The following is a 26,308-nucleotide window of genomic DNA, read 5'->3' as shown; positions in this document are numbered from 1 at the left end:
CGCTGTTGTCCGTTCCTTGTAGCGTCCCGTAGATTCTTGTCCCGTGTCAACGCAGGTGCCCCGACTCCTCGCCGGCCTCGTCGACGACGCCGCGGTCTTCCCGCCCGGCAGCGCACCGCTGCCCGAGGCGGTCGCCGCGCACCGCGACCACCGCACCGCCTGGTACGCCGACCTGGTCGGCCCGCTCCTGGTGCCCGCCTCCTCGGTCTCCACCGGTGCGTTGAGCGGCCTGGTCGACCCCGCCGAGGGCTACGTCGTCGGGCTGATCGGCGACACCGGCATCGAACGGCTGCCGTTCGCGCTGTCGTTCCTCGCCCCGGACGGTGTCACCGCGCGCCAGATCGAGGTGCCCGTCGCCAAGCGCGGCGAGGACCCGCAGCCCGGCCTGACCGAGCTGATCAAGCTCGCCGAGCGGCTCGGCGACGTCAAGGTGTACGCCGAGATCCCGTTGACCCTCGGCCTGATGGCCGCCCTGGACACCCTCGCCGAGGCGCGGGCCGCCGGCCTGGAGATCGCCGCGAAGTTCCGTACCGGCGGGCTGGCCGCCGAGCTGTTCCCCACCCCGGGCGAGCTGGCCGCCGTGATCTGCGCCTGCCGGGACCGGGACCTGCCGTTCAAGCTGACCGCCGGGCTGCACCACGCCGTCCGGCACCTCGACCCGGAGACCGGCTTCACCCACCACGGCTTCGGCAACGTGCTGGCCGCCACCCTGGCCGCCGCCGACGGCGCCGAGGTGCCGGAGGTCGCCGTCCTGCTCGCCGCCATGGACCCGGTCGGCCTGGCCGAGCGGGCCCGGGAGCGCCTGGACGGGCCCCGCCCGCTCTGGATCGGGTACGGCTCGTGCAGCATCGTGGAACCACTGACCGATCTGATCCGGCTGGGGCTGGTGAACGGGGGATACGACCAATGACCTGGGTTGACGGTGCCAACGGGTCGCCGTACGGCGTGACCAACCTGCCCTACGGCGTCTTCCGGCGCGGTACGGACGCGGCGCGGATCGGCGTACGCGTCGGGGACTTCGTGCTCGACCTGGCCGGCGCCGAGGCGGCCGACCTGGTGCTGGCCGCCGGCGCGCTGGGCCGGCCCACCCTCAACGACTTCATGGCGCTCGGCCGTCCGCAGTGGACGTCGGTACGGCAGCGGATCATCGAGCTGCTGAGCGACGAGGCGCACCGGTCGGCGGTGGAGCCGCTGCTGGTGCCGCTGCACGAGGTGGAGCTGCTGCTCCCGTTCGAGGTCGCCGACTACGTCGACTTCTACTCCTCGGAGCAGCACGCCTCCAACGTCGGGCAGATCTTCCGGCCCGGCCAGCCGGCGCTGCTGCCGAACTGGAAGCACGTGCCGATCGGCTACCACGGCCGGGCCGGCACGGTGGTGGTCTCCGGCACCCCGGTGACCCGTCCCACCGGGCAGCGGGCCACCCCCCAGGGTCCGACCACCGGCCCGTCGGTACGCCTCGACATCGAGGCGGAGGTCGGCTTCGTGGTCGGCGTGCCCAGCGCCATCGGTGACCGGGTCGCCGTCGACGACTTCGCCGACCACGTCTTCGGGGTGGTGCTGGTCAACGACTGGTCCGCACGGGATATCCAGGCCTGGGAATACCAGCCCCTCGGGCCGTTCCTCGGCAAGTCCTTCGCCACCTCGGTCTCGGCCTGGGTGACCCCGCTGGACGCGCTGGCCGACGCGTTCGTGCCGGCGCCGGACCAGGACCCACCGGTCCAGGAATACCTGCACGACACCCCGCACCTCGGGCTGGACCTGCGGCTGGCCGTGGAGTGGAACGGCGAGCGGGTGGCCGAGCCGCCGTTCGCCGGGATGTACTGGACGCCCGCCCAGCAGCTCGCCCACCTCACCGTCAACGGCGCCTCGCTGCGCACCGGCGACCTCTACGCCTCCGGCACCGTCTCCGGGGCGGAACGCGGTCAGGTCGGCTCGTTCCTGGAACTGACCTGGGGCGGCACCGAGCCGGTCAAGGTCGGCGGCGCGGAGCGCACGTTCCTGGAGGACGGCGACACGGTCACCATCTCGGCCACCGCCCCCGGCCCGGACGGCACCACCATCGCCCTCGGCGAGGTCACCGGCACCGTCCGCCCCGCCCGCTGAGCCCTCGCCGCCCCGGCGTCGTCCGCTGATCCCCGGCCGCCCCGGCCCCGCCCGCCCGAGCGCGGACGGGGCCGGTCGCACAGCCGGTGCGATCAAAGATCCACGTTGCCGCGTTGGTCGTCCCGGAATTCCTTCTCCGACCCGGAGGTGACGGGCAATGACAGATCTCGTGGGCGCCGTGTGGCGTACCAGCAGCCGCTCCAACGACCAGGGGCTCTGTGTGGAGGTGGCGGACAACCTGGTCGGCGTGGTCGGCGTACGCGACTCCAAGGACCCCGCCGGGCCGGCGCTCGTGGTGAGCCCGCCGGGCTGGACGGCCTTCGTGCGCGCGCTCCGGGCCGGCCGGCTCCGACCCTGATCCGCCGGTGCCCGCGGTGGAATTCCCGCCGTGGGCCCCCCATTCCGCGCTCACCCGCCGTACGGTGGACGACACGGGAGGTGTCATGTCCACGGTGGCGGTCACGGAGTTCATCGACGCGTCGACTGCCGACGTGTGGCGACTCCTGACCGACCTGGCGGCCCGGCCCGGCTGGCTCTCCACCGCCGACCAGGTGGAGGCCCTCACCCCCGGCCCGTTCGGTCCCGGCACCAGCTGGCGGGAGTGCCGCGAACGCCCCGACGGTGAGCTGCTCGTCGAGGAGTTCCTGGTGGTCGAGGCCGTTCCCCCGCACCGGCTGGTGCTCAGCTCGGCCGGCGTCGGGGTGGACTACCGGATCACCTGGACGCTGCGCTCGGTGGAACGCCGACGGCGGGCCCGCACCGCCGTCACCGTCGAGCAGGAGGCCGAGGTGACCGCCGCGTACGGCCGGCTGGTCACCTTCCTGCTCGGTGGGCTCGCCGCCCGCGCGGTGGAGAGCGCCCTGCGCCGTGACCTGGCCGACCTCGCCCGGGCGCTGCCCTCCACCGGAGCGCCCGCCGCCGCCTGACCGGCCCGCCACCGGCGCGACCCGGTCCGCGGGTTGGCCGGGGCCGGACCGGGCCGGCTGGGTAGGGTGCCGGGCGGAGGTGGGGGATGAGCGTGCTCGGAGGACGTCGACGGGTGGTCGTCACCGTGGTGGCGCTGCTCGCTGTCGTCGCTTCCGCGGCCGTCCTCTACCGGGTGCTCGCCCCCGCCGAGGTGGTCACCGTGGCCCGGACCGCGTGGCCGGCGCCGGCCACGCCCCCGGTCGGGGTGCTCGGCCGGCTCCCGGTCGCCCCGCTCGTGGTCGAGGGCCGGGTCCGGGTCTACGCCGCGGACCGGCAGGTCTACGCCGACCAGCCCGCCGACGCGCCGAGCCGGGTCAGCCCGTTCTGGTCGTACCGCCGCTGGCCGGCCCGGCTCGACGCGGTGCTGGCCGAGGGGACCACGGTGGTCAGCCGCTGGTCGGACGGGAAGCTGGTGGCGCTGGACGCCCGTACCGGGCGGGTGGCCTGGCGCGCCGACGGGCCGGAGCCCCGCGCGGGCCACGCCGCCCGGCGGACCGGGGCGGCCACCGTCTGGGACCCGCAGGGCATCTGGGTGACCCGCGACGCCGACGGCCGGGCGGTGCTGGCCGTCTCCGGCGAGGGCCGGCTGCACGGGTACGCGCTGGGCGACGGCCGCCGCCTCTGGCGGGTCGACGGTGACCGGGGCTGCCGCACCGACCTCGGCACGACGACGAGCCGGGTGATCTCGATGGACGTCTGCGCCGGCTCGCCCGTGGTCGAGTTCCGCGACGCGGGCACCGGGGCGGTGGCCCTGCGCTGGCGGCCGCCGGGCGCCTCGGTCGGGATCACCGTCACCCCGCTCGGCTGCCTGAGCCCCCGCTCGCGGTGCCGGGGATTGCGCCTCACCGGCCCCGGCGACGCGCCCGGCCGGGGTTGGCTGGTCGGTGCCGGTGAGCCGGTCCCCGCGCCCGCGCTGGACGCCGCGGGCACCGTCCTCGCCGGGGAGTTGGCGGTCGGGCCCAAGGGGCCGGTGCTGACCGGCTGGGAGCCGCGTACCGGCAAGGAACGCTGGCGCCGGGGCGACCTGGGGCCGGTGCGGATCCTCGCCGTCGAGCCGGGCCGGCTGCACGTGCTGACCGAGCGCCGGGACGTGGTCACCCTGGACCCGGTGACCGGCGCCCAGCGATCCCGCTTCCCGCTCACCCTGGGCCGGGACGGGCTCGCCTTCGAGACTGGCATGGCGTACGCGGTGGGTGGCTACCTGGCGGTGGAGCGGCTCCGCGAGGACGCCACCCCGGACGACGACGACCAGGGCTGGTTCCTCCAGGCCGAGCCGGTGCTGCTGGCCGCGACCTGACGGGCGGTCACCGGTGCCCCCGGCACCGGCCCCGTTGTACGAGGATGTCGGCACCGGCGCGTCGCACCGGCGTCGCGTCCACCGGCCGACGGGGAGAAGCTGATGAACGACCGGAGCATGGGAGACCTGCGCGAGCAGACCTGGGTGGTGACCGGCGCGGCGGGCGCGGTCGGTACGCCGCTGGTGGCGGACCTGGCCGGGCGGGTCGGCCGCCTCGTCGCGACCGACCTGGACGCACCGAGGGTGCCGGACGGGGTCGAGTCGGTGGCCGCCGACCTGCGCGACCAGGACGCGGTGGCGGCGGTGCTGGCCGGGGCGCACGGGGTGGTGCACCTGGGTGGCATCGCCGACGAGGCCGACCTGCACGACCTGGCCGAGGTCAACGTGGTCGGCACGTACCACGTGCTGGAGGGGGCCCGCCGGGCCGGCGTCCGCCGGGTCGTGTTCGCCAGCAGCAACCGGTCGACCGGCTGCTATCCGTGCGACGTGCCGGTGCATCCGTCGATGCCGCCGCGCCCCGACGGCGTGTACGGCGCGATGAAGGTCGCCGCGGAGGCGCTGTGCCAGCTCTACGCCGACAAGTTCGGGCTGGCGACGGTGGCGGTGCGGATCGGCAGCTACGAGGAGCGTCCGGCGAACCTGCGTCACCTCAGCACCTGGCTCAGCCCGGCCGACTGCCTGCGGGCGTTCCGGGCCGCCATGTCGGCCCCGGACGTCGGCTACGCGTGCTTCTACGCGGTCTCCGCCAACACCCGCGGCTGGTGGTCGCTGGAGCCGGGGGCGGCGTTGGGGTTCGTGCCGCGGGACGACGCGGAGGAGTTCGCCGCGGGCATCCCCGACGCCGGGAGCACGATGCGCGGCCCGCAGGGCGGCGAGTTCGCCACCCCGGAGTACACGCTGTCCCGACAGCGGCACTGAGCGGCGCGGGGCCGGGCCCGGCAACCAGCCCGGACCCGGCCCACCGGGCCGGTCAGGCCAGCGCGGCCTCCGCGGCGGCCAGGAAGGCGTCGTTCTCCTCCGGGGTGCCGATGGTGACCCGGACGCCGTCGCCCGGGAACGGCCGGACGATCACGCCGCGCGCCTCGCACGCCTTGCCGAACTCCACCGCCCGGTCACCCAGCGGCAGCCAGACGAAGTTGGCCTGGCTCTCCGGCACGTCGGGGACCAGCTTGCGCAGCGCGTCGGCGACCCGCTCCCGCTCGGCGACGACCAGCGCGCAGCGCCGCTCGACCTCGTCGGCCTGGGCCAGCGCCGCCAGCGCGCCGGCCTGCGCCGCCATGCTGGTGGAGAAGGGGGTGACCACCTTGCGGACCGCCCCGGCCACCTCCGGCGCGGCGACCAGCCAGCCGATCCGCAGCCCGGCCAGGCCCCACGCCTTGGACAGGGTGCGCAGCACGGCCACGTTCGGCCGGTCCAGGTAGGTCAGCCCGTCGGGCACGTCCGGGTCGGTGACGAACTCGCGGTACGCCTCGTCGATGACCACCAGCACGTCGTCCGGCACCGCGTCGAGGAACCGGTCCAGCTCGGCCTTGCGGACCGCGGTGCCGGTCGGGTTGTTCGGGTTGCAGACCAGGATCATCCGGGTCCGGTCGGTCACCGCCGCGGCCATCGCCGCGAGGTCGTGCCCGTGCCCGGCGTCGTTGGGCACCCGTACGCTGGTCGCGCCGCTGGTCGCCGCGATGATCGGGTACGCCTCGAACGACCGCCACGAGTAGAGCAGCTCGTCGCCGGGCAGGCAGGTGGCCCGGACCAGGTGCTCGGCCAGCGCCACCGACCCGCAGCCGGTGGCGATCCGGTCGGTGTCCACGCCGTAGCGCTCGGCGAGGGCCTGGCGCAGCGCCACCACGCCCATGTCCGGGTAGCGGTGCGATCCGGCGACCGCCTCGGCGACGGCCTCCACCACGCCGGGCAGCGGGCCGTACGGCACCTCGTTGCTGGCCAGCTTGATCGCCTCCGGCAGGCCCAGCTCACGGGCCAGGTCGGCGGGGCTGCGCCCGGGCACGTAGTTGGGCAGCGCGTCGAGGTCGGCGCGGGTCAGCCGCAGCGACGGCTGCTGGCGTCCGGTGTCGGTCATGGGGTGTCTCCCGGGGGGTCGGTACGGTCCTGCGGGGTGGGCTGGGGGGTGGTGCCGCGGGGCGCCTGGACCACCACGGTCTGGGCGCGCTTGTCGTGCAGCGCCTGCCGCAGCGGGTGGTCGAAGAGCGGGGAGAGGGCGTCGACGAGCTGGAGCAGCAGCCCGAAGCCGCAACAGAACCAGAGCAGCGTCGGCAGGCCGAGGGTGCTCCACCGGCGCAGCGCCCGGCCCACGCCGAGCGGCTGGTCGGCCTCGATCGGCACCGCCCGGACCCGCATCACCCGCTTGCCGAAGCTCTGCCCGCGGGCGGCCATCGACGGCACCTCGTACGCGATCCAGAGCGCCACGGCGATCAGCAGGATCACCACCAGCAGCCCGTCGGTGCGCTGGCCGGGCTGGGGCAGCGGCTCGGTGCTGCGGTCACCGGCCTCGGCCCGGCGGACCGCCTCCCGCAGCAGCGGCGAGATCTCCTGGACGTACTGCCAGACGAACCAGCCGTTGACCACGGCGTTGAGCAGGAAGACGATGCCGAAGTCGATCAGCCGGGCGACCAGCCGGGCGCCGAAGGAGGCCAGCGGCAGGCCGTGCGGGCGGGGCTCCGGCGGGCGTCCCGCCCACGGCGGGTAGGGCTGGCCGGGCAGCGGCGGACCCCATCCCTGCGGTGGCGGACCCCACCCCTGCGGCCCGGGACCGTGCGGGCCGGGGCCGTGCGGGCCGGGGCCCGGCTGTGGGCCGGGGCCGGGCTGTGGGGCGTACCCCCGAGGGTGGGACGGCTGGCCGGGGCGGCCGGGAGCGGCCGGCGAGCCCGGCGCGGCGGTGACGCCGGCCGGCGGGGCGGACGCGGGCGGCGGGGTCGGCTCGGGCGGCGGGGGACCGGCCGGCGGGGTGGCGTCGGCGGGGATCGGCGCACCGACCCAGCCCTCGCCGTCCCAGTACCGCCGGGTGTCCCGGTCGGCGGGGTCGATGTACCACCCTGGTTGCACGCTCACCCGGACACCTTAACGACGGCACCTGCGGGGAACCTGGCACACGGGGGACCTCCGGCTCCGGTCGCACCCACAGCGGCGTGACGCCGCCGGCGGCGGGCGTGGGGCCCGCCACCGGCGGCGTTCGGGTACGTCGGTCCCGGCACGCGGATCAGAGGTTGCCGCGCTTCTCCTGCTCGCGCTCGATGGCCTCGAACAGGGCCTTGAAGTTGCCCTTGCCGAAGCCGAGCGAGCCGTGCCGCTCGATCAGCTCGAAGAAGACCGTCGGGCGGTCCTGCACCGGCTTGGTGAAGATCTGGAGCAGGTAGCCGTCCTCGTCCCGGTCGACCAGGATCTTGCGGGACTTCAGCTCCTCGATCGGCACCCGGACGTTGCCGATCCGGGCGCGCAGCTCCGGGTCCTCGTAGTACGAGTCCGGGGTGTCCAGGAACTCGACGCCGGCCGCGCGCATGGCGTCGACGCTGGCCAGGATGTCGTTGGTGGCCACGGCGATGTGCTGGGCGCCTGGGCCCTGGTAGAACTCGAGGTACTCGTCGATCTGCGACTTCTTGCGGGCGACCGCCGGCTCGTTGAGCGGGAACTTCACCTTCCGGGTGCCGCTGGCGACGACCTTGCTCATCAGCGCCGAGTAGTCGGTGGCGATGTCGTCGCCGATGAACTCGGCCATGTTGCTGAAGCCCATGACCCGCTTGTAGAACTCGACCCACTCGTCCATCCGGCCCAGCTCCACGTTGCCGACCACGTGGTCGACGGCCTGGAAGAAGCGCTTCGGCTGGAGGCCGGCGTCGATCATCGGCTGCCGGTCCACGATCGGCTTGCGGGCCACGAAGCCCGGCAGGAACGGCCCGGTGTAGCGGGACCGGTCGACCAGGGTGTGCCGGGTGTCGCCGTACGCGGCGATGGCGGCCATCCGGACGGTGCCGTGCTCGTCGCTGACGTCGTGCGGCTCGATCAGGCCGGTCGCGCCCTGCGCGATGGCGTGGGCGTACGCGGCGTCGACGTCGGGCACCTCCAGCGCGATGTCGGAGACGCCGTCGCTGTGCTTCGCCACGTGCTCGGCGCCGTCGGCGTCCGGGCGGACCGCGCCGGTCAGCACGAACCGGGCGGAGCCGCTGGTCAGCACGTACTGGGCGTGGTCGCGGTAGCCCTGCTCCGGCCCCCGGTACGCCACACAGGTCATCCCGAAGGCGGTGGAGTAGTAGTGGGCGGCCTGCTTGGCGTTGCCCACCAGGAAGTGGACGTGGTCCAGCCCCTTGACCGGGAACGGGTCGCGGGTGATGTCGTGGTCGACGGCGCCGACGAGCGCGTCGACGTCGACCTCCTCGGTCGACTGGGGTCGGTCGATCGCCTGGGTCATGGTGGCCTCCCTCGCGTACCGGCCGGCCTCGTGGGCCGCCGTGGTCCTGTTCCTCCGGCGAGGATCTCCGGCCCGGCCGGTGCTGGGCAATAGTTGGCGATATTCCTGGTCAGGTTGCGCATTCGGTACTGTCCCACAGCATGAACACTGGTCAGGATGTACAGCTCGATGACCTCGACGCCCGGTTGATCGAACTGCTCGCCGAGGAACCCCGGATCGGGGTGCTGGAGTGCTCCCGCCGGCTCGGGGTCGCCCGGGGGACCGTGCAGGCCCGGTTGGACAAGCTGGTCGACCGGGGAGTGATCAACGGCTTCGGGCCGGAGGTCTCGCCGGCCGCCATCGGCTTCGGGGTGACCAGCTTCGTCACCCTGGAGATCAGCCAGCGGCACGGGCACGACCCGGTCACCGCGCACCTGGCTGCCATCCCCGAGGTGCTGGAGGCGCACACCATCACCGGCTCCAGCGACCTGCTCTGCCGGATCGTGGCCCGCTCCAACACCGACCTGCAACGGGTGATCGACCAGATCGTCTCCTCGGAGGGGATCCGGCGGGCGTCGACCATCATCGCGCTCGCCGAGCAGATCCCGTACCGGGTGTTGCCGCTGGTCCGCTCCGCGGCCCGGGCGTCCGGCTGACGCGACCCGGTCCCATTAACACGGCCACCGGCCGAGAAAGCGTGGCGACACGGCGGCGTGGGGGACCGGACGGAGCGGTGATCGTCGCTACCGTGTCCGTGTGAGGGGCCTAGGCGTACGCGGCTGGTTGCTGCTCGGGCTCGTCACCGTGATCGTGCTCGCCGCCACCGGCGTGTGGAACCCGTTCCCGCGACTCTGGGACTGGGTCGACCGCAGCGAGCCGATCTCCGAGCCGGACGTGGTCTGGCAGCAGCGGGTCGGCGGCACCCCGCGCAGCGTCACCTTCGCCGGCGGCACCGTGGTCGTCGAGCAGCGCACCCGGGTGGAGGCCCGCAGCCTGGCCACCGGCGCACAGCTCTGGGAGCGCAAGGCCGACTGGGCGGCGGTCGCCGGCGGCGACCGGAACGCGGTCGTCGCGGTGGGCAAGCTGCTGGTCAAGGGGTACGACCTGATCGACCCGGCGACCGGCGTGGTCCGCCGCCACGACGACGACGCGGTGGCGGTCTGGACGTACCGGAACCTGCTGCTGGACGCGCGCTGCGTGGCCGCCACCGACTGCACGCTGCGCGCCTGGGATCCGCGCGGGACCCGGCCGTTGTGGACGGCGTTCCTGCCCGGCGTGAGCACCGGGCTGCTCGCCGACAACCCCAACCTGCTGGACAGCCGCCGGTTCACGGCGAACCGGATCGACGACGGGGTCGCCGGCCCCGAGGCGGCCCCACCGCTGCTCGGCTTCCCCGTCGACGGCCGGGTGCATGTGGTGGACACCGCCACCGGCCGGGTCGTGCAGAACGTCCAGCCGGGCCGGGACGAGCGGCTCGCCGTGATCGGCGGCCGGCTGCTGCGGATCACCGCCACCGCCCGGGACGGCGCCTGCTACTTCGTCCTCTCCGCCCGCGACCCGGCCACCGGGCAGGAGGTGTGGCGGCGGACCGGGGTCAACCCGCGCACCTCCGACGACGGCGGCTGCGCCCAGCGGCAGGACCCGTTGGGCGCCCGCAACGTGCTGGTCGGGGTCGGCCCGGACGGCCGGGAGGCGGTCCTCGACGGGTACGACGGCCGGCTGCTCCTGGTCGACGCCGAGGGCGAGAAGCTGCTCGCCGTCGACGACCGGTACGCGCTGGTCCGTTCCGCCGACAAGGAGTCGGTGGCGGGCCGGGAGCTGGCCACCGGCCGGGGCCTGTGGAGCCGCCCGGTGCCCGGCAAGGCGGGTGCCGCGCTGACCCCGTACGCGGCCGTGCTGGTCACCGAGAAGCCGTCCCGGCTGGTGGCGCTCCACCCGCGTACCGGGCGGGAGCTGGCGGAGCTGCGCAGCTCGGCGAACGCGCTGGCGGTCGGGCCGACCGGCATGATCATCGGCGAGGGGCGGGAGATCGGCTACGTCCGCTTCGGCGCCGGCGCGCCCGGCGACCCCGGTCCGCTCCCACCGGGCACCGACGGCGGCGGTGGACCCGGGCCGGGCGGCACCGACGGCGGGCCCGGCTCCGGCCAGGACTGCGGCCCGAAGCGGGAGCTCTGCTCCGAGCCGGACGACAAGGACCGGTGAGAGCGGCGTCCCACGACCCACCCGGCGGGTGTCACCGATCGACCGGTCTGCCCTAGGCTTTCCGCTCATGAGCAGTGCCGCCTCGTTCTCCTACGCTCCCCTGCTGCCGACGGGTCCGGACCAGACCGAGTACCGCCTGGTCACCGACGAGGGCGTGGATGTCGTCAACGGCCCCGGGGGCCGTCGGTTCCTCACCGTCGAGCCGGCCGCGCTGACCGCGCTGACCGCCGAGGCGATGCACGACATCGCGCACTTCCTGCGCCCCGCGCACCTGGCCCAGCTGCGGTCGATCATCGACGACCCGGCGGCCTCGCCGAACGACCGGTTCGTCGCGCTCGACCTGCTGCGCAACGCCAACATCGCCGCCGGTGGCGTGCTGCCGATGTGCCAGGACACCGGCACCGCGATCGTGATGGGCAAGCGGGGCCGGCACGTGCTGACCGACGGTGCCGACGCCGAGGCGATCTCCCGTGGCGTCTACCAGGCGTACACCCGGTTGAACCTGCGCTACTCCCAGCTCGCCCCGTTGACCATGTGGGACGAGCGGAACACCGGCAGCAACCTGCCGGCCCAGGTGGAGATCTACGCCGAGGACCCGGACGGGCACCCGGACGCGTACAAGTTCCTCTTCATGGCCAAGGGTGGCGGCTCGGCGAACAAGTCGTACCTCTACCAGGAGACCAAGGCGCTGCTGAACCCGACGCGGATGATGCAGTTCCTGGAGGAGAAGCTCCGGCTGATCGGCACCGCGGCCTGCCCGCCGTACCACCTGGCGATCGTCGTCGGTGGCACCTCCGCCGAGTACGCCCTCAAGACCGCCAAGTACGCCTCCGCGAAGTACCTGGACGCCCTCCCGACGGAGGGTTCGATGACCGCGCACGGCTTCCGCGACCTGGAGCTGGAGGCGCAGGTGCTGGAGCTGACCCGCAACTTCGGCATCGGCGCGCAGTTCGGCGGCCGGTACTTCTGCCACGACGTGCGGGTGGTCCGGCTGCCCCGGCACGGCGCCTCCTGCCCGGTGGCGATCGCCGTCTCCTGCTCGGCGGACCGGCAGGCGGTCGCCAAGATCACCCCGTCGGGCGTGTGGCTGGAGCGCCTCGAGACCGACCCGGCGCGTTACCTGCCGGACGTCACCGACGAGACGCTGGACACCGAGCAGGTCGTCCGGGTCGACCTGAACCGGCCGATGGACGAGATCCGGGCCGAGCTGTCGAAGTACCCGGTGAAGACCCGGCTGTCGCTGACCGGTCCGCTGGTGGTGGCGCGGGACATCGCGCACGCCAAGATCGCCGAGCGGCTGGACGCGGGTGAGCCGATGCCGCAGTACCTGCGCGACCACGCCGTCTACTACGCCGGCCCGGCCAAGACCCCTGAGGGGTACGCCTCCGGCTCGTTCGGCCCGACCACCGCCGGCCGGATGGACGCCTACGTGGAGAAGTTCCAGGCGGCCGGCGGCTCGATGGTGATGCTGGCCAAGGGGAACCGGTCCGGCCAGGTCACCCGCTCCTGCCACCAGCACGGCGGCTTCTACCTCGGCTCGATCGGCGGCCCGGCCGCCCGGCTGGCCCAGGACTGCATCAAGCACGTCGAGGTGCTCGAATACCCCGAGCTGGGCATGGAAGCGGTCTGGAAGATCGAGGTGGAGGACTTCCCCGCCTTCATCGTGGTCGACGACAAGGGCAACGACTTCTTCGCCGAGGTCACCAAGCCGGTGCTGACCGTCGGGCGGCGCTGAGCTTCGACGTACGCGACAAGAGGCGTCGGGCTGCGGCCCGGCGCCTCTTCGTCATGTCGCGCATCGACATCGGTGCGCCCGCCCCGGAGTGACCCGGAGGGGCGCACCGCCCCCGTCGGATGCCGTGACCGACAACCGGATCGAGTGTCCGACCCGCTGCCCCCGTTCCGCTATCGGATCGCTATCGCCTGAGCGGGTCCGCCGGGACGGTCCGGTCTACCCTGCGGGGGGTACGTACAACGGGGGACACGGGGGACACGGGGAGCAGATGCGATTCGGGATACTGGGACCGCTGCGGGTCGGTGGGGGCGAGGCGACCATCACCGCAGGTCGGGACCGTGTCGTCCTGGCCATGCTGCTGTCCCGGGCCGGTCGCGTCGTCCCCGTCGAGGAGCTGATCGACGCGGTCTGGGAGGACCGGCCCCCGGCCACCGCCCGCGCCCAGCTCCAGAGTTGTGTGTCGCGTTTGCGACAACGCCTCATCGTGCTCGGCCTGCCCCCGGAGACCATCGTCACCGACCCGGTGGGCTACGGCGTACGGACCGAGCCGACCGACCTGGACTTCGAGGTCTTCACCCGGCGGGTCGAGGCGGCCCGCACCGCCGCCGCCGCCGGGCAGCCCGCCGAGGCCCGTCGGCACTACCGCGAGGCGCTCGCCCTGTGGCGCGGCCCGGCGTTCGCCGGGATCGCCAGCCGGAGCATCCAACGGCGGGCGCAGGCCCTCGAAGAACAGCGGCTGACCGCGCTGGAGGAGTGCGTCGACGTCGAACTGCGGCTCCGGCGGGCCGCCGAACTGGTCGACGAGCTGACCGAGAGCGTCGAGCGGCACCCGCTGCGGGAACGGCTCCGCGGGCAGTTGATGCTGGCCCTGTCGGCGCTCGGCCGGCAGGCCGACGCCCTCGCCGTCTACCGGGAGGGCCGGCGCCTCTACGCCGAGGAGCTGGGCATCGAGCCGGGCGCGGCGTTGCAGGAGCTGCACCAGCGGATACTGGCCGGTGACCTGGCCTCCGGCGGCGTCCAGAGCGGTACGGCGGGGCCCGTGCGCGCGCTGCCGCGGGCGATCAGCGACTTCACCGGGCGGCAGCAGACCATGGCCCGGCTGGTCAAGGAGATCGAGGAGGACGCCGCCCGGATCCAGCTGATCGACGGCATGGCGGGCAGCGGCAAGACGACCCTCGCGGTGCACGTGGCGACCGCGCTGGCCGACCGCTATCCGGACGCGCACCTCTTCATCGACCTGCACGGGCACAGCGAGCGCAGCCCGTTGCCGACCGGCGCGGCGGTGGCCACGCTGCTGCGCCAGCTCGGGGTGCCGGCGGAGCGGATGCCGTTGGAGCTGGACGAGCGGCTCGCCCTGTGGCGCAGCGAGCTGGCCGGCCGGCGGGCCGTGGTGGTGCTCGACAACGCCGCCAGCGCCGACCAGGTGGCGCCGATGCTGCCGAACGGGCCGGACTGCCTGGTGCTGATCACCAGCCGCCGCCGGCTGGTCGGCCTGGACGAGGGGCGACCGTCGTCGCTGCCGGTGCTGGACCCAGAGGAGGCCGTCGAGCTGCTCGGTCGGGTGGCGGGCGAGGAACGCGTGACCGCGGAGCCGGGGGCCGCCGCGGAGGTGGCCCGGCGCTGCGGTTACCTGCCGCTCGCCATCCGGCTGGCCGGCGCCCGGCTGGCCCACCGGCCCCGCTGGCGGGTCGCCGACCTGGCCGAGCGGCTGGCCGCCGGGGCGGGACCGCTGGCCGAGCTCGTCGCCGGCCAGCGCTCGGTCGGCCAGGCGTTCGCCCTGTCGTACGCCCAGGTGTCGCCGGACGCGCAGCGGATGTTCCGGCTGTTGGGCCTGCACCCGGGGGTACGGTTCGACAACCGGGTCGCCGCCGCGCTGGCCGAGCGTACCCTGCCCGACACCCAGGACCTGCTCGACGAGCTGGTCGACGCGCACCTGGCGGAGGAGGCCGAGCCGGGCCGCTACCGGCTGCACGACCTGATCCGGGAGTACGCCCGCCTGCTGCTGACCGAGGCCGGGCACGCGGCCGAGCGCCGGACCGCACTGGACCGGCTGTTGGAATACCACCTGCAGGGTGCGGCGGAGCTGGAGCGGCGGACCCAGGGGGCCAGCAACCAGTTGGTGCTGCGACTGCCCGAGCCGGCGCGGCCGGACCTGGTCGCCGCCTGCGCGGCACAGGGGCGTGGCTGGTTCGACGAGAACCGGGCGACCCTGATCGCCCTGGCCCGGCTGGCGGAGGAGGAGGACTTTCCCCGCTACTGCTGGCAGCTGGCCCGGGTCTGCTGGCGCGGCCAGTTCGACGGGGGTCACCTGGAGGACCTGATCGAGATGCACACGGTCGGCCGGCGGGCGGCCGAGGGAGCGGGCGACGAGGAGGCCGTCGCCACCATGCTCAACTACCTCGCGTCGGCGTACTACCGGCTGGCCCGCTTCTCCGAGGCGATCCGGCTGATGGAGACCGCCCTGGTGCTCTGGCGCCGGTTGGGCCTGGACCGGGAGGTGCGCAACACCCTGGGCAATCTCGGGAACGCGTACGCGGCCAACGGCGACATCCGGCGCGGCAAGGAATACTACGACGCCTCGGCGGAACTCTTCCGCCGTCCGGGTGAGCTGGGTCCGCTCACCAACCTGCTCAACAACCTCTCCTTCGCCCTGTTCTGCGCCGGGCGGTACGACGAGGCGCTGCGGATGAGCCGGCGGCACCTGCAACTGGCCCGGCAGACCCAGGACATCCGCCAGGTGGGCCACGCGCTCGGGCACCTCGGGATGATCCGGCACCGGATGGGTGACGTGGGCCCGGCGCGTCGGCTGCTGCGGCTGGCCGTCACCCTCAAGGGGCGGTCCGGCAACCGTTACGGCGAGGCGGAGGCGCTCAACGAGATCGGCCTGATGGACCGCCAGGGTGGTCGTCCGGAGCGGGCCGCCGCCCTGCACCGGAAGGCGCTGGCGGCGATGGTGGAGGTGGGCGACCGGGTCGGCCAGTGCGCCTCCCGCAACCTGCTGGCCCGGGCGATCCTGGACGGGGGAGACGTCACCAGCGCGCTGGACCTGCACCGCCGGGTGCTCGCCGACGCCACCCGGCTGGGCGCCCGGTACGAGCAGGCCCGGGCCCTGGACGGCATCGCCCGCTGCCTGCTGCCGACCGACCCCGCGGCGGCCCGCTCGCACTGGAAGCGGGCGCTGACGCTGTTCCGTCAGGTCGAGTCCCCGGACGGGCACGAGGTGGAACGGCTGCTGGCCGAGGTGGACTGAGCGATCATCTGCGGGCCGGCCGGAGGCGCGGCAGGATGGTACGCGTGACGACTCCAGAGGCGACCGGTTACCGGATCGAACGCGACTCGATGGGCGAGGTGGAGGTGCCCGCCGAGGCGCTGTGGCGGGCCCAGACGCAGCGCGCGGTGCAGAACTTCCCGATCTCCGGGCGGGGCATCGAACCGGCCCAGATCAAGGCGCTGGCCCAGATCAAGGGGGCGGCGGCGCAGGTCAACGGCGAGCTGGGAGTGATCGGCGCGGACGTGGCCGCCGCGATCGCCACCGCCGCCGCGCACGTGGCCGACGGCGGGTACGACGACCAGTTCCCGATCGACGTGTTCCAGACCGGCTCGGGCACCTCGTCCAACATGAACACCAACGAGGTGATCGCCACCCTGGCCGGCCGGGAGCTGGGCCGCGACGTGCACCCGAACGACGACGTCAACGCCTCGCAGTCCAGCAACGACGTCTTCCCGTCCTCGATCCACCTGGCCGCCACCCAGTTCGTGGTGGAGGACCTGATCCCGTCGCTTGCGCACCTGGCGGGCGCGCTGGAGGAGAAGGCCGCCGAGTTCGAGACGGTGGTGAAGGCGGGGCGTACCCACCTGATGGACGCCACCCCGGTCACCCTGGGCCAGGAGTTCGGCGGGTACGCCGCCCAGGTCCGCTACGGGGTCGAGCGGGTGGAGTCGGCGCTGCCCCGGCTGGCCGAGCTGCCGCTGGGCGGCACCGCCGTGGGCACCGGCATCAACACCCCGCTCGGCTTCGCCGGGAAGGTGGTCGAGCGGCTGCGGGAGTCCACCGGGCTGCCGCTGACCGAGGCCCGCAACCACTTCGAGGCGCAGGGCGCCCGGGACGCGCTGGTGGAGACGTCGGGTCAGCTGCGCACCATCGCGGTGGGGCTCTACAAGATGGCCAACGACATCCGCTGGATGGGCTCCGGCCCCCGCGCCGGCCTGCGGGAGTTGCGCATCCCCGACCTCCAGCCCGGCTCGTCGATCATGCCGGGCAAGGTGAACCCGGTGGTCGCCGAGGCGATGCGGCAGGTCTGCGCCCAGGTGATCGGCAACGACGCGGCGGTCGCCTTCGCCGGCACCCAGGGCGACTTCGAGCTGAACGTCATGCTGCCGGTGATGGGCCGCAACCTGCTGGAGTCGATCAAGCTGCTGGCCGCGTCGAGCCGGCTCTTCGCGGACCGTCTGGTGGTCGGCCTGGTCGCGGACGCCGAGGTCTGCCTGGCGTACGCGGAGGGCTCACCGTCCATCGTCACCCCGCTCAACCGCCACCTCGGGTACGACGAGGCGGCGTCGATCGCCAAGGAGGCGCTGGCGAAGCAGGTGTCGATCCGCGAGGTGGTGATCTCCCGGGGGCACGTCGACTCGGGCAAGCTGACCGAGACCCAGCTCGACGAGGCCCTCGACCTGCTCCGCATGACCCACCCCTGAGCCAGGCGGTCCCCGGTCGGGCCGGGCCACATGCGGCTCCTCGGGACGGTCTTGCCGCGCGGGCGCGGCTGACCATCCGTCCGATGGGCACTGACCCGGCGGCAGAATGGCCGGCAAAGGTAAGTAATTCGGACGCCCATCTGGCGGATCGGTGATCCGTGCTGTGTGATGGCTGCCACGTCCCTCAACGAGAGGATTCGATGTGGTGAGCAAGCGCTTCACCGTCGGGGTTGTCGCGACCGCGGCGACTCTGGCACTCACGGTGACCGGACTGGTGGCACCGGCCAACGCCGAGCCGGCCAGCACCCGGACGTTCACCGTGGTTTCGCAGGACGGGGTGTCGGCCGACGCGACGATCGCCGCCATCCGGGCTGCGGGCGGCACCGTGGTGTCCCGTACCGACGAGATCGGTGTCTTCCAGGTCCGCAGCGACCGGGTGGACTTCGCCGCCCGGGCGACCGCCGCCGACGCCGTGCTCGGCGCCACCGAGCAGAAGGCCATCGGCCGCAAGCCGAAGCTGGACCGGGTCGAGCAGGAGCACCTGATGGCCGCCGCCCGGGCCGGGGGCAGGGCCGCCAAGGGCAACGCCAGGAAGCTGGACCCGCTCGACGACAAGCTCTGGGGCCTGGACATGATCCGGGCCGACCGGGCTCGCAAGATCGAGCCGGGTGACCACCGGGTGACCGTCGGCGTCCTGGACACCGGCGTCGACGCCAGCCAGCCCGACCTGGCACCGAACTTCGACTGGGCGCTGTCGCGCAACTTCGCGCCGGACATCGTCGACATCGACGGCCCGTGCGAGGTGGCGAGCTGCCTCGACCCGGTCGGCACCGACGACGGTGGCCACGGCACGCACGTGGCGGGCACCATCGGCGCCGCCGCCAACGGCTTCGGCCTGTCCGGCGTGGCCCCGAAGGTCTCCCTGGTCGAGCTGAAGGGTGGCCAGGACAGCGGCTACTTCTTCCTCGACCCGGTGGTCAACGCCCTGGTGTACGCGGGCAAGTCGGGTCTGGACGTGGTGAACATGTCCTTCTACGTCGACCCGTGGCTCTACAACTGCACCGCCAACCCGGCCGACTCTCCGCAGGCGCAGGCCGAGCAGCGGGCCATCATCAAGGCGATGAAGCGGGCCCTCGAGTTCGCCCACCGCAAGGGCGTCACGCTGGTCGGCGCGCTCGGCAACAACCACGAGGACCTCGGGGCCCCCCGGACCGACTTCTCCAGCCCGGACTACGGTTCCGACCCGTACCCGCGGCCGATCGACAACGACAGCTGCTGGGACCTGCCCACCGAGGGCCCGCACGTGATCGGCGTGTCGGCGGTCGGCCCGTCGGGCAAGAAGTCCGACTTCTCGAACTACGGCACCGAGCAGATCTCGGTCGCCGCCCCGGGTGGCTGGTTCCGCGACGGCTTCGGCACCGACACCTACCGGACGTACGCCAACGAGATCCTCTCCACGTACCCGAAGAAGGTGCTGCAGGAGGAGGGCACGGTGGACGAGGACGGCAATGTCGTCGCCGGCTTCGAGGACCTGGTCTTCAAGGAGTGCACCAAGAAGGGCGAATGCGGGTACTACACCTACCTGCAGGGCACCTCGATGGCGTCCCCGCACGCCGCCGGCGTGGCTGCCCTGATCGTCAGCCGCTACGGCAAGCAGCAGGGCCGCGCCGGCTTCGGCATGAATCCGGACCTGGTGGAGCAGCACCTCTACCGGACGGCCGCCGAGCACGCCTGTCCGGAGCCGCGCCTGCAGAGCTACACGAACGAGGGCCGCAGCGCCGAGTTCGACGCCTACTGCGCCGGCTCGCTGAACTTCAACGGCTTCTACGGGTACGGGATCGTCGACGCGTACGCCGCAGTGGCCACCCCGCTCAAGCCGAACGTCCGGCCGTAACACAGGCACCTCCGAGGCCCGGTCGACCACGTCGGCCGGGCCTCATGCCATGCCGCAGGGCGCCGCTGGTTAACCGGTCGCCCGGCGGGCCGCCGCCCGGCATGATCGCGGGCATGACCGGGGACGTGCTGCTGGAGACCGCGCGGCTGCGGTTGCGCCGGTTCACCGCCGACGACGTGGACCTGCTGGTCGACCTGGACGGTGACCCGGAGGTGACGGCCTTCCTCACCGGTGGGGCGCCGACCCCGGCGGCGGTGGTCCGGGACGAGCAGCTGCCGCGGATCGTCGCCGGCTACGACCGTCATCCCGGTCTCGGGCGGTGGGCCGCGCTCGACCGGGCGGGCGGGGAGTTCCTCGGCTGGTTCGCGCTGGACCCGTCCGACGACGGTACGGAGGCGGAGCTGGGCTACCGGCTGCGCCGGGCGGCGTGGGGCCGTGGCCTGGCCACCGAGGGGTCCCGGGCGCTGGTGCGGTACGCGTTCGTCACGGTCGGGGTACGGCGGGTGTGGGCGCAGACGATGGCGGTGAACTCGCGGTCCCGTTCGGTGCTGGCGAAGGCGGGTCTGCGACACGTCCGCACCTTCCACCTCCACTTCGACGACCCGATCCCGGGGACGGAGCACGGCGAGGTGGAGTACGAGCTGCTCAGGAGCGGGTGGCCGCCCTCCGCGCCCGGTACGCGCTGACCGCGGCCCGGTTGCCGCAGCCCGCCTCGCAGAACCGTCGGGAGCGGTTCTTGGAGAGGTCGACCAGTACGTTGTCGCAGTCGGGGTGGGCGCAGCGGCGTAGCCGGCTCAGCTCGCCGGCGCGTACCAGGTCGGCGAGGGCCATCGCCGCCTCGACCGCCATCCGGGTGGCCAGCGGGGCGTCGCGCGGCACCGCGTGCAGGTGGTACGGATGCTCGTCGTGCCGGATCAGCTGGGGCAGGGCGGACGCATCGCGGAGCAGGGCGTTGATGATCTCCACGACCTCGTCCTCCTCCGCGTGCCAGATGCGGCGCAGCCGGGGCCGCAGGGCGCGGACCGACCGCAGTTCGGCCTCGGTGTGCTCGTGCCGGCCGCTCCAGTTGTGGGCGGCGAAGAACTCGTCCAGCGCGGCGACGTCGGGCAGTCCTTCGGCGTCGCCGCCGTCGGTGTTGACCAACGCGGCGGCGGCGAGTAGCCCGCATTCGGTGTCATGAGCAAAGAGCAACTTGACTCCTGTCGCGGCCGGCCTCTAGCGTCATGAGCGTAAGCGTAGTTCGGTCATGACTTGCCGCCAAGGAGCGCCGATGCGTCCCCGTCCCGCCGCCGGTACCGGCCTCCTGCTGGCGCTGCTCTCGGCCGTCACCTTCGCCACCTCGGGCACCTTCGCCCGCTCCCTCATCGAGGCCGGCTGGTCCGCCGAGGCGGTGGTCGTCGCCCGGGTCGGCATCGCCGCGCTGGTGCTGCTCGGACCCGCCGTCCTGGCGCTGCGCGGCCGTTGGCGGGTGCTGCGCCGCAACCTGGGCCCGGTCGTCGTGTTCGGCCTGCTCGGGGTGGCGCTGGCCCAGGCGTGCTTCTTCAACGCCGTCCGCTATCTGCCGGTCGGCGTGGCCCTGCTGCTGGAATACCTCGGCATCATCCTCGTGGTGGGCTGGATGTGGCTGGTCCACGGCCACCGGCCGCGCCGGCTCACCGTGGCTGGATCGGTGACCGCGCTGGCCGGGCTGGTGTTCGTGCTCGACCTGACCGGCGCGGGCCGGGTGGACCCGGTGGGCGTGCTGTGGGGGCTGGGCGCGGCGGTCGGCCTGGCCGGCTACTTCGTGCTCGCCGGCCGGGTCGACGACCGGCTGCCGTCGGTGACCATGGCCAGCGGCGGGATGGCCGTCGGCGCGGCCGTGCTGGCCCTGCTCGGCCTGGTGGGCGTGCTGCCGCTGCGGGCCACCTTCGGCGAGGTGACCTTCGCCGGGCAGCGCACCAGCTGGCTGCTGCCCATCGCCGGCCTGTCGCTGATCGCCGCGGTGGTCGCGTACCTGGCGGGGATCGCGGCGACCCGGGTGCTGGGTTCGCGACTCGCCTCCTTCGTGGGGCTGACCGAGGTGATGTTCGCGGTGCTGATCGCCTGGGTGTTCCTCGGCGAGCTGCCCACAGTGGTGCAACTGCTCGGTGGCGTGCTGATCGTCGCCGGGGTCGCGCTGGTCCGCGTCGACGAGCTGCGTACGCCGCCCGTGGAGTCGGCGGAGGAGCGCGCCGACCAGCCCGCCCTGACCTGACCCGATTGCCGACGGCGGCTCCGGCGGCCCGGCGCTCCGTCTGGCGCCCAGGCTTCCTGAGGTTGCGATTCTCGCGGAGCGTGATTCGCACGGCTGTCCTGTCCGCTTCGGGGGTTATGGAATTTCTCCAGCTCAGCAGCGGTGTGATGACGAAAGTCCCTGGCGCTCGCGAGTTCCCCGGAGTTGTCTGGCTACGAAGGGTCACATGGCACCCATGCCCCGGAGGGGGCGACTGCCGGCCCGGGCAGTCGCCTCCTCCGGCCGTGTGTAGGGGCGAGGATCATGGGCCGGCCCGCTGGATCGGCGACCGGGAACGCGGTCATGGACGCCTGCCCCCGGTCATGGCGGCCGGTCCCTGGTCATGGACGCCTGCCCCGGTCATGGCCGCCAGCCTCGGGAGAGCAGTGCGGCACGCACCTCCTGGACGACCGCCGGGAAGTCCTGGCGCAGCCGACGGCTGGTCACGTGCAGCACGAGCCAGCCGGCTCCCACCAGCGGGTCGAGCCGTCGTCGGTCCCGGTGCGGTTGGTCCGGGTCGCTGTGCCGGTGCCCGTCGTACTCGACGGCGACCCGCAGCTCCGGCCAGGCCAGGTCGGGGTGCAGGACGGCACCGGCGGGCAACCGGACCGGATGCCGGGCGACGGGGCGGGGCAGCCCGGCGAGCACCAACCGCACCCGCAGCTGCGACTCGGCAGGGGACCGGGCGCCCGGATCGGCCAGGTCGAACACCCACCGGGCACGGGAGGCGCCGGGCCGGTCGATGTTCTGCTCCGCCGCGTCCGCGAGCCCGTCGCGGCTGGTCAGTCCCCGAGCCAACAGGGCGTCCACGATGCTGACGGCCCGGACCGGTTCCAACCACGCCGCCGTCTCCCACGCGGCCAGCGCCGGAGCGGACCGTGCGGGTGCGGACAGTTCCGGAGGCCGGGCCGGCAGCACCTGGTCGGTGGACGGCGACGCGCCTGCCACGGAAACCCGGGTGGCGCCGGCGAGGGCGGGTGAGGGCTGGCGCAGCGAGGTGTGCACGCGCAGGCCGCGTCGGCTGCGGAGCGGACTGCCGTACGCCGCGCTGACGTGCACGTCGTCGTCGAAGCCGGCGGCGTGCTCGACGCCGTGCAGGAAGGCGGCCGACGGGCCGGCGATCGGGACTCCCGGTGGGAGCCGTAGCGCGACGGCACGGCAGGCGAGCCCGTGGTCGCGTTCCAGCCGGGCGTCGGCGTACACGTCGTGGTGGAGACGGGCCCAGGCGGAACTGCGGAGCTGGTGGACGGTGAGCAGGCCCCGGCGGACCACGTCGGATCCCCGGAAGACCTGTCCCTTCAGGTCGGCTGGTCGGTGTGCGACAGGAGGCATGGGGCCAGCCTCACCGCTGCCGGGGCGCCCCGGTAACCCCTGTGGACAACCGGGCCGGCGCCGGTGCCGCGGCGCTGTGGAAAACCTCCCCTCGCGTCGATATCTGTGCTAGCCGAGGGCCTCGGCGATGGCGGTCGCGGCGGCCAGCACCTGGGCACCCACCGTCCCGACGTCGAGCGGGGCCAGCGCCACCACCCCCACGCTCGCCTCCAGCCCCGGCACCCCGAGCACCGGCGCGGCCACCCCGTACGCCCCGGACTGGAGCTCGCCGCTGGTGGCGACCGGGCCGGCGGCCCCCGCCCGCCCGGCGAGGATGGCCCGCCCGGCGGCCCCCCGCCCCAGCGGGTGCCGGGCACCGGTCCGGTACGCCACGTGGAACGACGTCCAGCTCGGCTCCACCACGGCCAGGGCCACCCCCTCGCCGCCCTCGACCACGGTCAGGTGGGCGGTGGCGCCGGCCACCTCGGCGAGGTCACGCAGCGCCGGCAGGGCCCCCTCGGCGAGCAGCGGTTGGGCCCGCCGGGCCAGGTGCAGCACGCCGGCGCCCAGCCGCAGCCGACCGTCGGAGTCGCGGCGCAGCATCCCGTGCCCGGCCAGCGCGCCGACCAGCCGGTAGACGGCCGCCCGGCCGATGCCGAGCCGGTTGGCGGCCTCGGTGACGGTGAGCCCACCGGGCGCGTCCGCGACGAGGTGCAGCAGCCGCAGCCCGCGGTCCAGGGTCTGCGACGTCTCCCCGCCGCGGGCCACCGGTTGCCGCGCCCCGGGGACCTGCTCACCCGTACGTGCCGACATGTCCACAGCACGCAGCGTACGACCCGGCTCCGGGAGACCGGGAAAACTACGGACGGCTACCCTTGTGAGGTGACGCTACGCCTGTACGACACCGCCACCCGATCGGTGCGGGACTTCGTCCCGCGGGAAGCCAGCAAGGTGGGGGTCTACCTGTGTGGTCTCACCCTGCAGGCACCGCCGCACATCGGTCACCTTCGTTCGGGCGTCAACTACGACGTCCTGCGGCGCTGGCTGCTCGCCAACGGCTTCGAGGTGCGGTTCATCCGCAACCTCACCGACATCGACGACAAGATCCTGGTCAAGGCGCAGGAGCAGGGCCGCCCGTTCTGGTCGATCGCGTACGCCAACGAGCTGATCCTGGCGCAGTCGTACCGCGCGCTGAACGTGCTGCCGCCGACGTACGAGCCACGCGCCACCGGGCACGTCCCGGAGATGCACGAGCTGATCGCCACGCTGATCGAGACCGGGCACGCCTATCCGGCGACCGACGGGTCCGGCGACGTCTACTTCGACGTGGCCTCCTGGCCGGCGTACGGCTCGCTGTCCGGGCAGGTGCCCGAGGACATGCTGCCCGCCGGGGACACCCCCGACCGCGGCAAGCGGGACCCGCGCGACTTCGCCCTGTGGAAGGGCGCGAAGCCCGACGAGCCGGCCGACGCGTACTGGCCGTCGCCGTGGGGGCGGGGCCGGCCGGGCTGGCACATCGAGTGCTCGGCGATGTGCTGGCGTTACCTGGGCCCCGAGTTCGACATCCACGGCGGTGGGCTGGACCTGACCTTCCCGCACCACGAGAACGAGATCGCCCAGTCCCAGGCGGCGGGCCTGCCGTTCGCCCGTTACTGGGTGCACCACGGGCTGTTGAGCATCGCCGGCGCCAAGATGGGCAAGTCGGCGGGGAACGCGCTCGACCTGGCGTACGTCGCCGAGCTGGGCGTCCGGCCGGTGGAGCTGCGCTACTACTACGCCGCCGCGCACTACCGTTCCCGGATCGACTACTCGGAGGACGCGCTCCGCGAGGCGGCGGTGGCGTACCGGCGGATCGAGGGCTTCGTGCAGCGGGCCGTCGAGCGGGTCGGTGCCGGGCAGCTCGGCGAGCTGCCGGCCGGCTTCGTCGCCGCGATGGACGACGACCTGAACACCTCCGCCGCCCTCGCCGTGCTGCACGAGGCGGTCCGGGACGGCAACACCGCGCTGGCCGCCGGCGACGATGTGACCGTCCGCACCACCCTGGCCGCCACCCGGGCGATGCTGGATATCCTCGGCGTCGACCCCCTCGACCCCGCCTGGACCGGCGGGGGCCGCGCGGACGACCTGCGCGGCGTGGTGGACTCACTGGTCGCGCTGGCCCTGGAGCAGCGCGCCCAGGCCCGCGGCCGCAAGGACTGGGCCGCCGCCGACGCCGTCCGCGACCAGCTCAAGCAGGCCGGCGTGGTCGTCGAGGACACCCCCCAGGGCCCCCGTTGGACTATTGGAGAGCAGGACTGATGGCCGGCAACTCGCAGCGCCGTGGCCGGCGACTGACGTCGAAGGCAGGCGCCCCGAAGGGCTCCGGAGGCAAGAACAAGGACTCCCTCGCCGGCCGGGGCAAGACCCTCCCCGCCGACGAGCGCCCCTGGCACAAGGCGTACTCGGGCACCGAGAAGCTGCCCCAGCGCACCGCCTGGAAGCAGGACAAGGAGCGCCGGGCGGCGGCCGAGGAGGGGCGCGCCCCGAAGATCGGCCAGCCGGGCACCAAGGACACCACCTGGGGCAGGGGCACCAAGGGCGTCGGCCCGGCCCGCGGCGCCACGGGCGGCCGGGGCGGCAAGCCGACCGGCCGGGGCGGGCCCCGGGTCGCCCCGGGCCGCAAGTCCAACCCGTCGAAGGACAGCCCGGAGCTGCTGGTCGGCCGCAACCCGGTACTGGAGTCGCTGCGCGCCCAGGTGCCGGCCACCGCGCTCTACACGGCGCAGGGCATCGACATGGACGACCGGGTCAAGGAGATCATCCGGACCGCCGCCGACCGGGGCATCGCCAACCTGGAGATCAGCCGGGCCGAGCTGGACCGGATGACCGGCGGGGTGCTGCACCAGGGCGTCGGCCTCCAGGTGCCGCCGTTCGCGTACGAGCCGTTCGACGACCTGGTCGCCTCCGCGCTGGAGCAGGCCGCTCCGCTGCTGGTGGCGCTGGACGGGGTCACCGACCCGCGCAACCTCGGCGCGGTCATCCGGTCGGCCGCCGCCTTCGGCGCGCAGGGTGTCTTCGTACCCGAGCGGCGGGCGGCGGGGATCACCGCGACCGCCTGGCGGACCAGCGCCGGCGCGGCCGCGCGGGTGCCGGTCGCCCAGGTCACCAACCTGACCCGGTCGCTGAAGGCCTGCAAGGACGCCGGCTTCGTGGTGGTCGGCCTGGACGCCGACGGCGACACCGACCTGTACGACCTGGAGGCCGCCGTCGGTCCGCTGGTCGTGGTGGTCGGCTCGGAGGGCCGAGGCCTGTCCCGCCTGGTCGGCGAGACCTGCGACCTGACCGTGAGCATCCCGATGATCTCCGACGTCGAGTCGCTCAACGCCAGCGTCGCCGCCGCGGTCACCCTGGCCGAGGTGGCCCGCCGCCGCTCCGTGGAGGCCTGACCTCCGCACCGCACGTCGCCGACGGGCCGTCCC

The 26,308-nt window shown here is 73.8% G+C and carries 22 protein-coding genes; 16 read left to right on the top strand and 6 right to left on the bottom strand.

What is annotated here, in order from left to right; genetic code table 11:
- Positions 1–43: 43 nt before the first annotated feature.
- From GA0074704_RS01010 to GA0074704_RS00985, 6 genes are all read left to right on the top strand, one after another.
- A complete protein-coding gene (locus GA0074704_RS01010; protein WP_088968745.1) occupies positions 44–910 on the top strand; it encodes a hypothetical protein in 867 nt (288 codons plus the stop codon).
- Positions 907–2,103, top strand: coding sequence for a fumarylacetoacetase (fahA, locus tag GA0074704_RS01005; protein WP_088968744.1), 1,197 nt, complete (start codon positions 907–909; stop codon positions 2,101–2,103). Before GA0074704_RS01010 ends, fahA begins: the two co-directional genes overlap by 4 nt.
- A 157-nt stretch (positions 2,104–2,260) precedes the next feature.
- Complete coding sequence (locus tag GA0074704_RS01000; RefSeq protein WP_088968743.1) at positions 2,261–2,461, top strand: DUF397 domain-containing protein; 201 nt, start codon at positions 2,261–2,263, stop codon at positions 2,459–2,461.
- Positions 2,462–2,546: 85 nt separating this feature from the next.
- Positions 2,547–3,029: an SRPBCC family protein gene (locus GA0074704_RS00995; RefSeq protein WP_088968742.1), complete on the top strand. Its 483-nt coding sequence runs from the start codon at positions 2,547–2,549 to the stop codon at positions 3,027–3,029.
- An 86-nt stretch (positions 3,030–3,115) separates the two neighbouring features.
- The gene (locus GA0074704_RS00990) at positions 3,116–4,366 is read left to right on the top strand and encodes an outer membrane protein assembly factor BamB family protein (protein WP_088968741.1); all 1,251 of its coding nucleotides are present in this window, start codon (positions 3,116–3,118) and stop codon (positions 4,364–4,366) included.
- A gap of 102 nt (positions 4,367–4,468) precedes the next feature.
- The gene (locus tag GA0074704_RS00985) at positions 4,469–5,284 is read left to right on the top strand and encodes an NAD-dependent epimerase/dehydratase family protein (RefSeq protein WP_197697582.1); all 816 of its coding nucleotides are present in this window, start codon (positions 4,469–4,471) and stop codon (positions 5,282–5,284) included.
- Positions 5,285–5,336: 52 nt separating this feature from the next.
- Here the strand turns inward: GA0074704_RS00985 and hisC are convergent, their stop codons facing one another.
- From hisC to hppD, 3 genes are all read right to left on the bottom strand, one after another.
- On the bottom strand, positions 5,337–6,440 hold the full coding sequence (hisC, locus tag GA0074704_RS00980; protein ID WP_088968740.1) for a histidinol-phosphate transaminase: 1,104 nt from the start codon (positions 6,438–6,440) through the stop codon (positions 5,337–5,339).
- Positions 6,437–7,429 (bottom strand): RDD family protein, encoded by a 993-nt coding sequence (locus GA0074704_RS00975; protein ID WP_088968739.1) that lies wholly within the window; start codon positions 7,427–7,429, stop codon positions 6,437–6,439. The genes hisC and GA0074704_RS00975 overlap by 4 nt, the downstream gene beginning before the upstream one ends.
- Positions 7,430–7,577: 148 nt before the next feature.
- Positions 7,578–8,783, bottom strand: a complete 1,206-nt coding sequence (hppD, locus tag GA0074704_RS00970; RefSeq protein ID WP_088968738.1) for a 4-hydroxyphenylpyruvate dioxygenase — start codon at positions 8,781–8,783, stop codon at positions 7,578–7,580.
- Positions 8,784–8,923: 140 nt separating this feature from the next.
- On the opposite strand from hppD, the gene GA0074704_RS00965 reads away from it, so the two are divergent.
- From GA0074704_RS00965 to GA0074704_RS00935, 7 genes are all read left to right on the top strand, one after another.
- Complete coding sequence (locus GA0074704_RS00965; RefSeq protein WP_088968737.1) at positions 8,924–9,418, top strand: Lrp/AsnC family transcriptional regulator; 495 nt, start codon at positions 8,924–8,926, stop codon at positions 9,416–9,418.
- 127 nt (positions 9,419–9,545) lie between these two features.
- Positions 9,546–10,964: an outer membrane protein assembly factor BamB family protein gene (locus GA0074704_RS00960; protein ID WP_088968736.1), complete on the top strand. Its 1,419-nt coding sequence runs from the start codon at positions 9,546–9,548 to the stop codon at positions 10,962–10,964.
- A 67-nt stretch (positions 10,965–11,031) separates the two neighbouring features.
- Positions 11,032–12,699, top strand: coding sequence for a fumarate hydratase (locus tag GA0074704_RS00955; protein WP_088968735.1), 1,668 nt, complete (start codon positions 11,032–11,034; stop codon positions 12,697–12,699).
- A gap of 268 nt (positions 12,700–12,967) precedes the next feature.
- Complete coding sequence (locus GA0074704_RS00950) at positions 12,968–15,949, top strand: AfsR/SARP family transcriptional regulator (RefSeq protein WP_088968734.1); 2,982 nt, start codon at positions 12,968–12,970, stop codon at positions 15,947–15,949.
- Positions 15,950–15,984: 35 nt separating this feature from the next.
- Positions 15,985–17,394, top strand: a complete 1,410-nt coding sequence (locus GA0074704_RS00945) for a class II fumarate hydratase (protein WP_172880320.1) — start codon at positions 15,985–15,987, stop codon at positions 17,392–17,394.
- A 205-nt stretch (positions 17,395–17,599) separates the two neighbouring features.
- Complete coding sequence (locus GA0074704_RS00940; RefSeq protein WP_172880317.1) at positions 17,600–19,288, top strand: S8 family serine peptidase; 1,689 nt, start codon at positions 17,600–17,602, stop codon at positions 19,286–19,288.
- Between the two features lie 113 nt (positions 19,289–19,401).
- Positions 19,402–19,974, top strand: coding sequence for a GNAT family N-acetyltransferase (locus GA0074704_RS00935; protein ID WP_088973364.1), 573 nt, complete (start codon positions 19,402–19,404; stop codon positions 19,972–19,974).
- On the opposite strand, the gene GA0074704_RS00930 is transcribed toward GA0074704_RS00935, so the two are convergent.
- The gene (locus tag GA0074704_RS00930; protein ID WP_088968732.1) at positions 19,934–20,479 is read right to left on the bottom strand and encodes a CGNR zinc finger domain-containing protein; all 546 of its coding nucleotides are present in this window, start codon (positions 20,477–20,479) and stop codon (positions 19,934–19,936) included. The two genes, GA0074704_RS00935 and GA0074704_RS00930, sit on opposite strands and share 41 nt — an antisense overlap.
- A gap of 79 nt (positions 20,480–20,558) precedes the next feature.
- Here GA0074704_RS00930 and GA0074704_RS00925 point away from each other — a divergent pair, with 79 nt between their 5' ends.
- Positions 20,559–21,521 carry an EamA family transporter gene (locus GA0074704_RS00925; protein ID WP_088968731.1) on the top strand — a complete coding sequence of 321 codons (963 nt, stop codon included), beginning with the start codon at positions 20,559–20,561 and terminating at the stop codon, positions 21,519–21,521.
- Positions 21,522–21,899: 378 nt separating this feature from the next.
- Here the strand turns inward: GA0074704_RS00925 and GA0074704_RS00920 are convergent, their stop codons facing one another.
- Both GA0074704_RS00920 and GA0074704_RS00915 read right to left on the bottom strand, forming a co-directional pair.
- Positions 21,900–22,871, bottom strand: a complete 972-nt coding sequence (locus GA0074704_RS00920) for an endonuclease domain-containing protein (RefSeq protein ID WP_088968730.1) — start codon at positions 22,869–22,871, stop codon at positions 21,900–21,902.
- A gap of 108 nt (positions 22,872–22,979) precedes the next feature.
- Positions 22,980–23,663, bottom strand: a complete 684-nt coding sequence (locus GA0074704_RS00915; RefSeq protein ID WP_088968729.1) for an IclR family transcriptional regulator — start codon at positions 23,661–23,663, stop codon at positions 22,980–22,982.
- A gap of 69 nt (positions 23,664–23,732) precedes the next feature.
- Here GA0074704_RS00915 and cysS point away from each other — a divergent pair, with 69 nt between their 5' ends.
- Positions 23,733–25,148, top strand: a complete 1,416-nt coding sequence (cysS, locus tag GA0074704_RS00910) for a cysteine--tRNA ligase (RefSeq protein ID WP_088968728.1) — start codon at positions 23,733–23,735, stop codon at positions 25,146–25,148.
- Entirely contained in the window at positions 25,148–26,275 is a 1,128-nt protein-coding gene (gene rlmB, locus GA0074704_RS00905) for a 23S rRNA (guanosine(2251)-2'-O)-methyltransferase RlmB (RefSeq protein ID WP_088968727.1), read from the top strand. Before cysS ends, rlmB begins: the two co-directional genes overlap by 1 nt.
- Positions 26,276–26,308: the final 33 nt, after the last annotated feature.

Source organism: Micromonospora siamensis (assembly GCF_900090305.1).
Taxonomy (GTDB): Bacteria; Actinomycetota; Actinomycetes; order Mycobacteriales; family Micromonosporaceae; genus Micromonospora; species Micromonospora siamensis.
Note: the sequence above shows the minus strand (reverse complement) of the source record. Positions and strands in the feature narration are given on the sequence as shown.

Coding starts and splice junctions, on each gene's coding strand:
- GA0074704_RS00985 (WP_197697582.1), top strand. CDS start 4,469: ATGAACGACCGGAGCATGGGAGACCTGCGCGAGCAGACCTGGGTGGTG.
- rlmB (WP_088968727.1), top strand. CDS start 25,148: ATGGCCGGCAACTCGCAGCGCCGTGGCCGGCGACTGACGTCGAAGGCA.
- GA0074704_RS00945 (WP_172880320.1), top strand. CDS start 15,985: ATGGTACGCGTGACGACTCCAGAGGCGACCGGTTACCGGATCGAACGC.
- GA0074704_RS00990 (WP_088968741.1), top strand. CDS start 3,116: ATGAGCGTGCTCGGAGGACGTCGACGGGTGGTCGTCACCGTGGTGGCG.
- fahA (WP_088968744.1), top strand. CDS start 907: ATGACCTGGGTTGACGGTGCCAACGGGTCGCCGTACGGCGTGACCAAC.
- GA0074704_RS00995 (WP_088968742.1), top strand. CDS start 2,547: ATGTCCACGGTGGCGGTCACGGAGTTCATCGACGCGTCGACTGCCGAC.
- GA0074704_RS00965 (WP_088968737.1), top strand. CDS start 8,924: ATGAACACTGGTCAGGATGTACAGCTCGATGACCTCGACGCCCGGTTG.
- GA0074704_RS00920 (WP_088968730.1), bottom strand. CDS start 22,871: ATGCCTCCTGTCGCACACCGACCAGCCGACCTGAAGGGACAGGTCTTC.
- GA0074704_RS00925 (WP_088968731.1), top strand. CDS start 20,559: ATGCGTCCCCGTCCCGCCGCCGGTACCGGCCTCCTGCTGGCGCTGCTC.
- GA0074704_RS00935 (WP_088973364.1), top strand. CDS start 19,402: ATGACCGGGGACGTGCTGCTGGAGACCGCGCGGCTGCGGTTGCGCCGG.
- hppD (WP_088968738.1), bottom strand. CDS start 8,783: ATGACCCAGGCGATCGACCGACCCCAGTCGACCGAGGAGGTCGACGTC.
- GA0074704_RS00915 (WP_088968729.1), bottom strand. CDS start 23,663: ATGTCGGCACGTACGGGTGAGCAGGTCCCCGGGGCGCGGCAACCGGTG.
- GA0074704_RS00950 (WP_088968734.1), top strand. CDS start 12,968: ATGCGATTCGGGATACTGGGACCGCTGCGGGTCGGTGGGGGCGAGGCG.
- GA0074704_RS01000 (WP_088968743.1), top strand. CDS start 2,261: ATGACAGATCTCGTGGGCGCCGTGTGGCGTACCAGCAGCCGCTCCAAC.
- hisC (WP_088968740.1), bottom strand. CDS start 6,440: ATGACCGACACCGGACGCCAGCAGCCGTCGCTGCGGCTGACCCGCGCC.
- GA0074704_RS00955 (WP_088968735.1), top strand. CDS start 11,032: ATGAGCAGTGCCGCCTCGTTCTCCTACGCTCCCCTGCTGCCGACGGGT.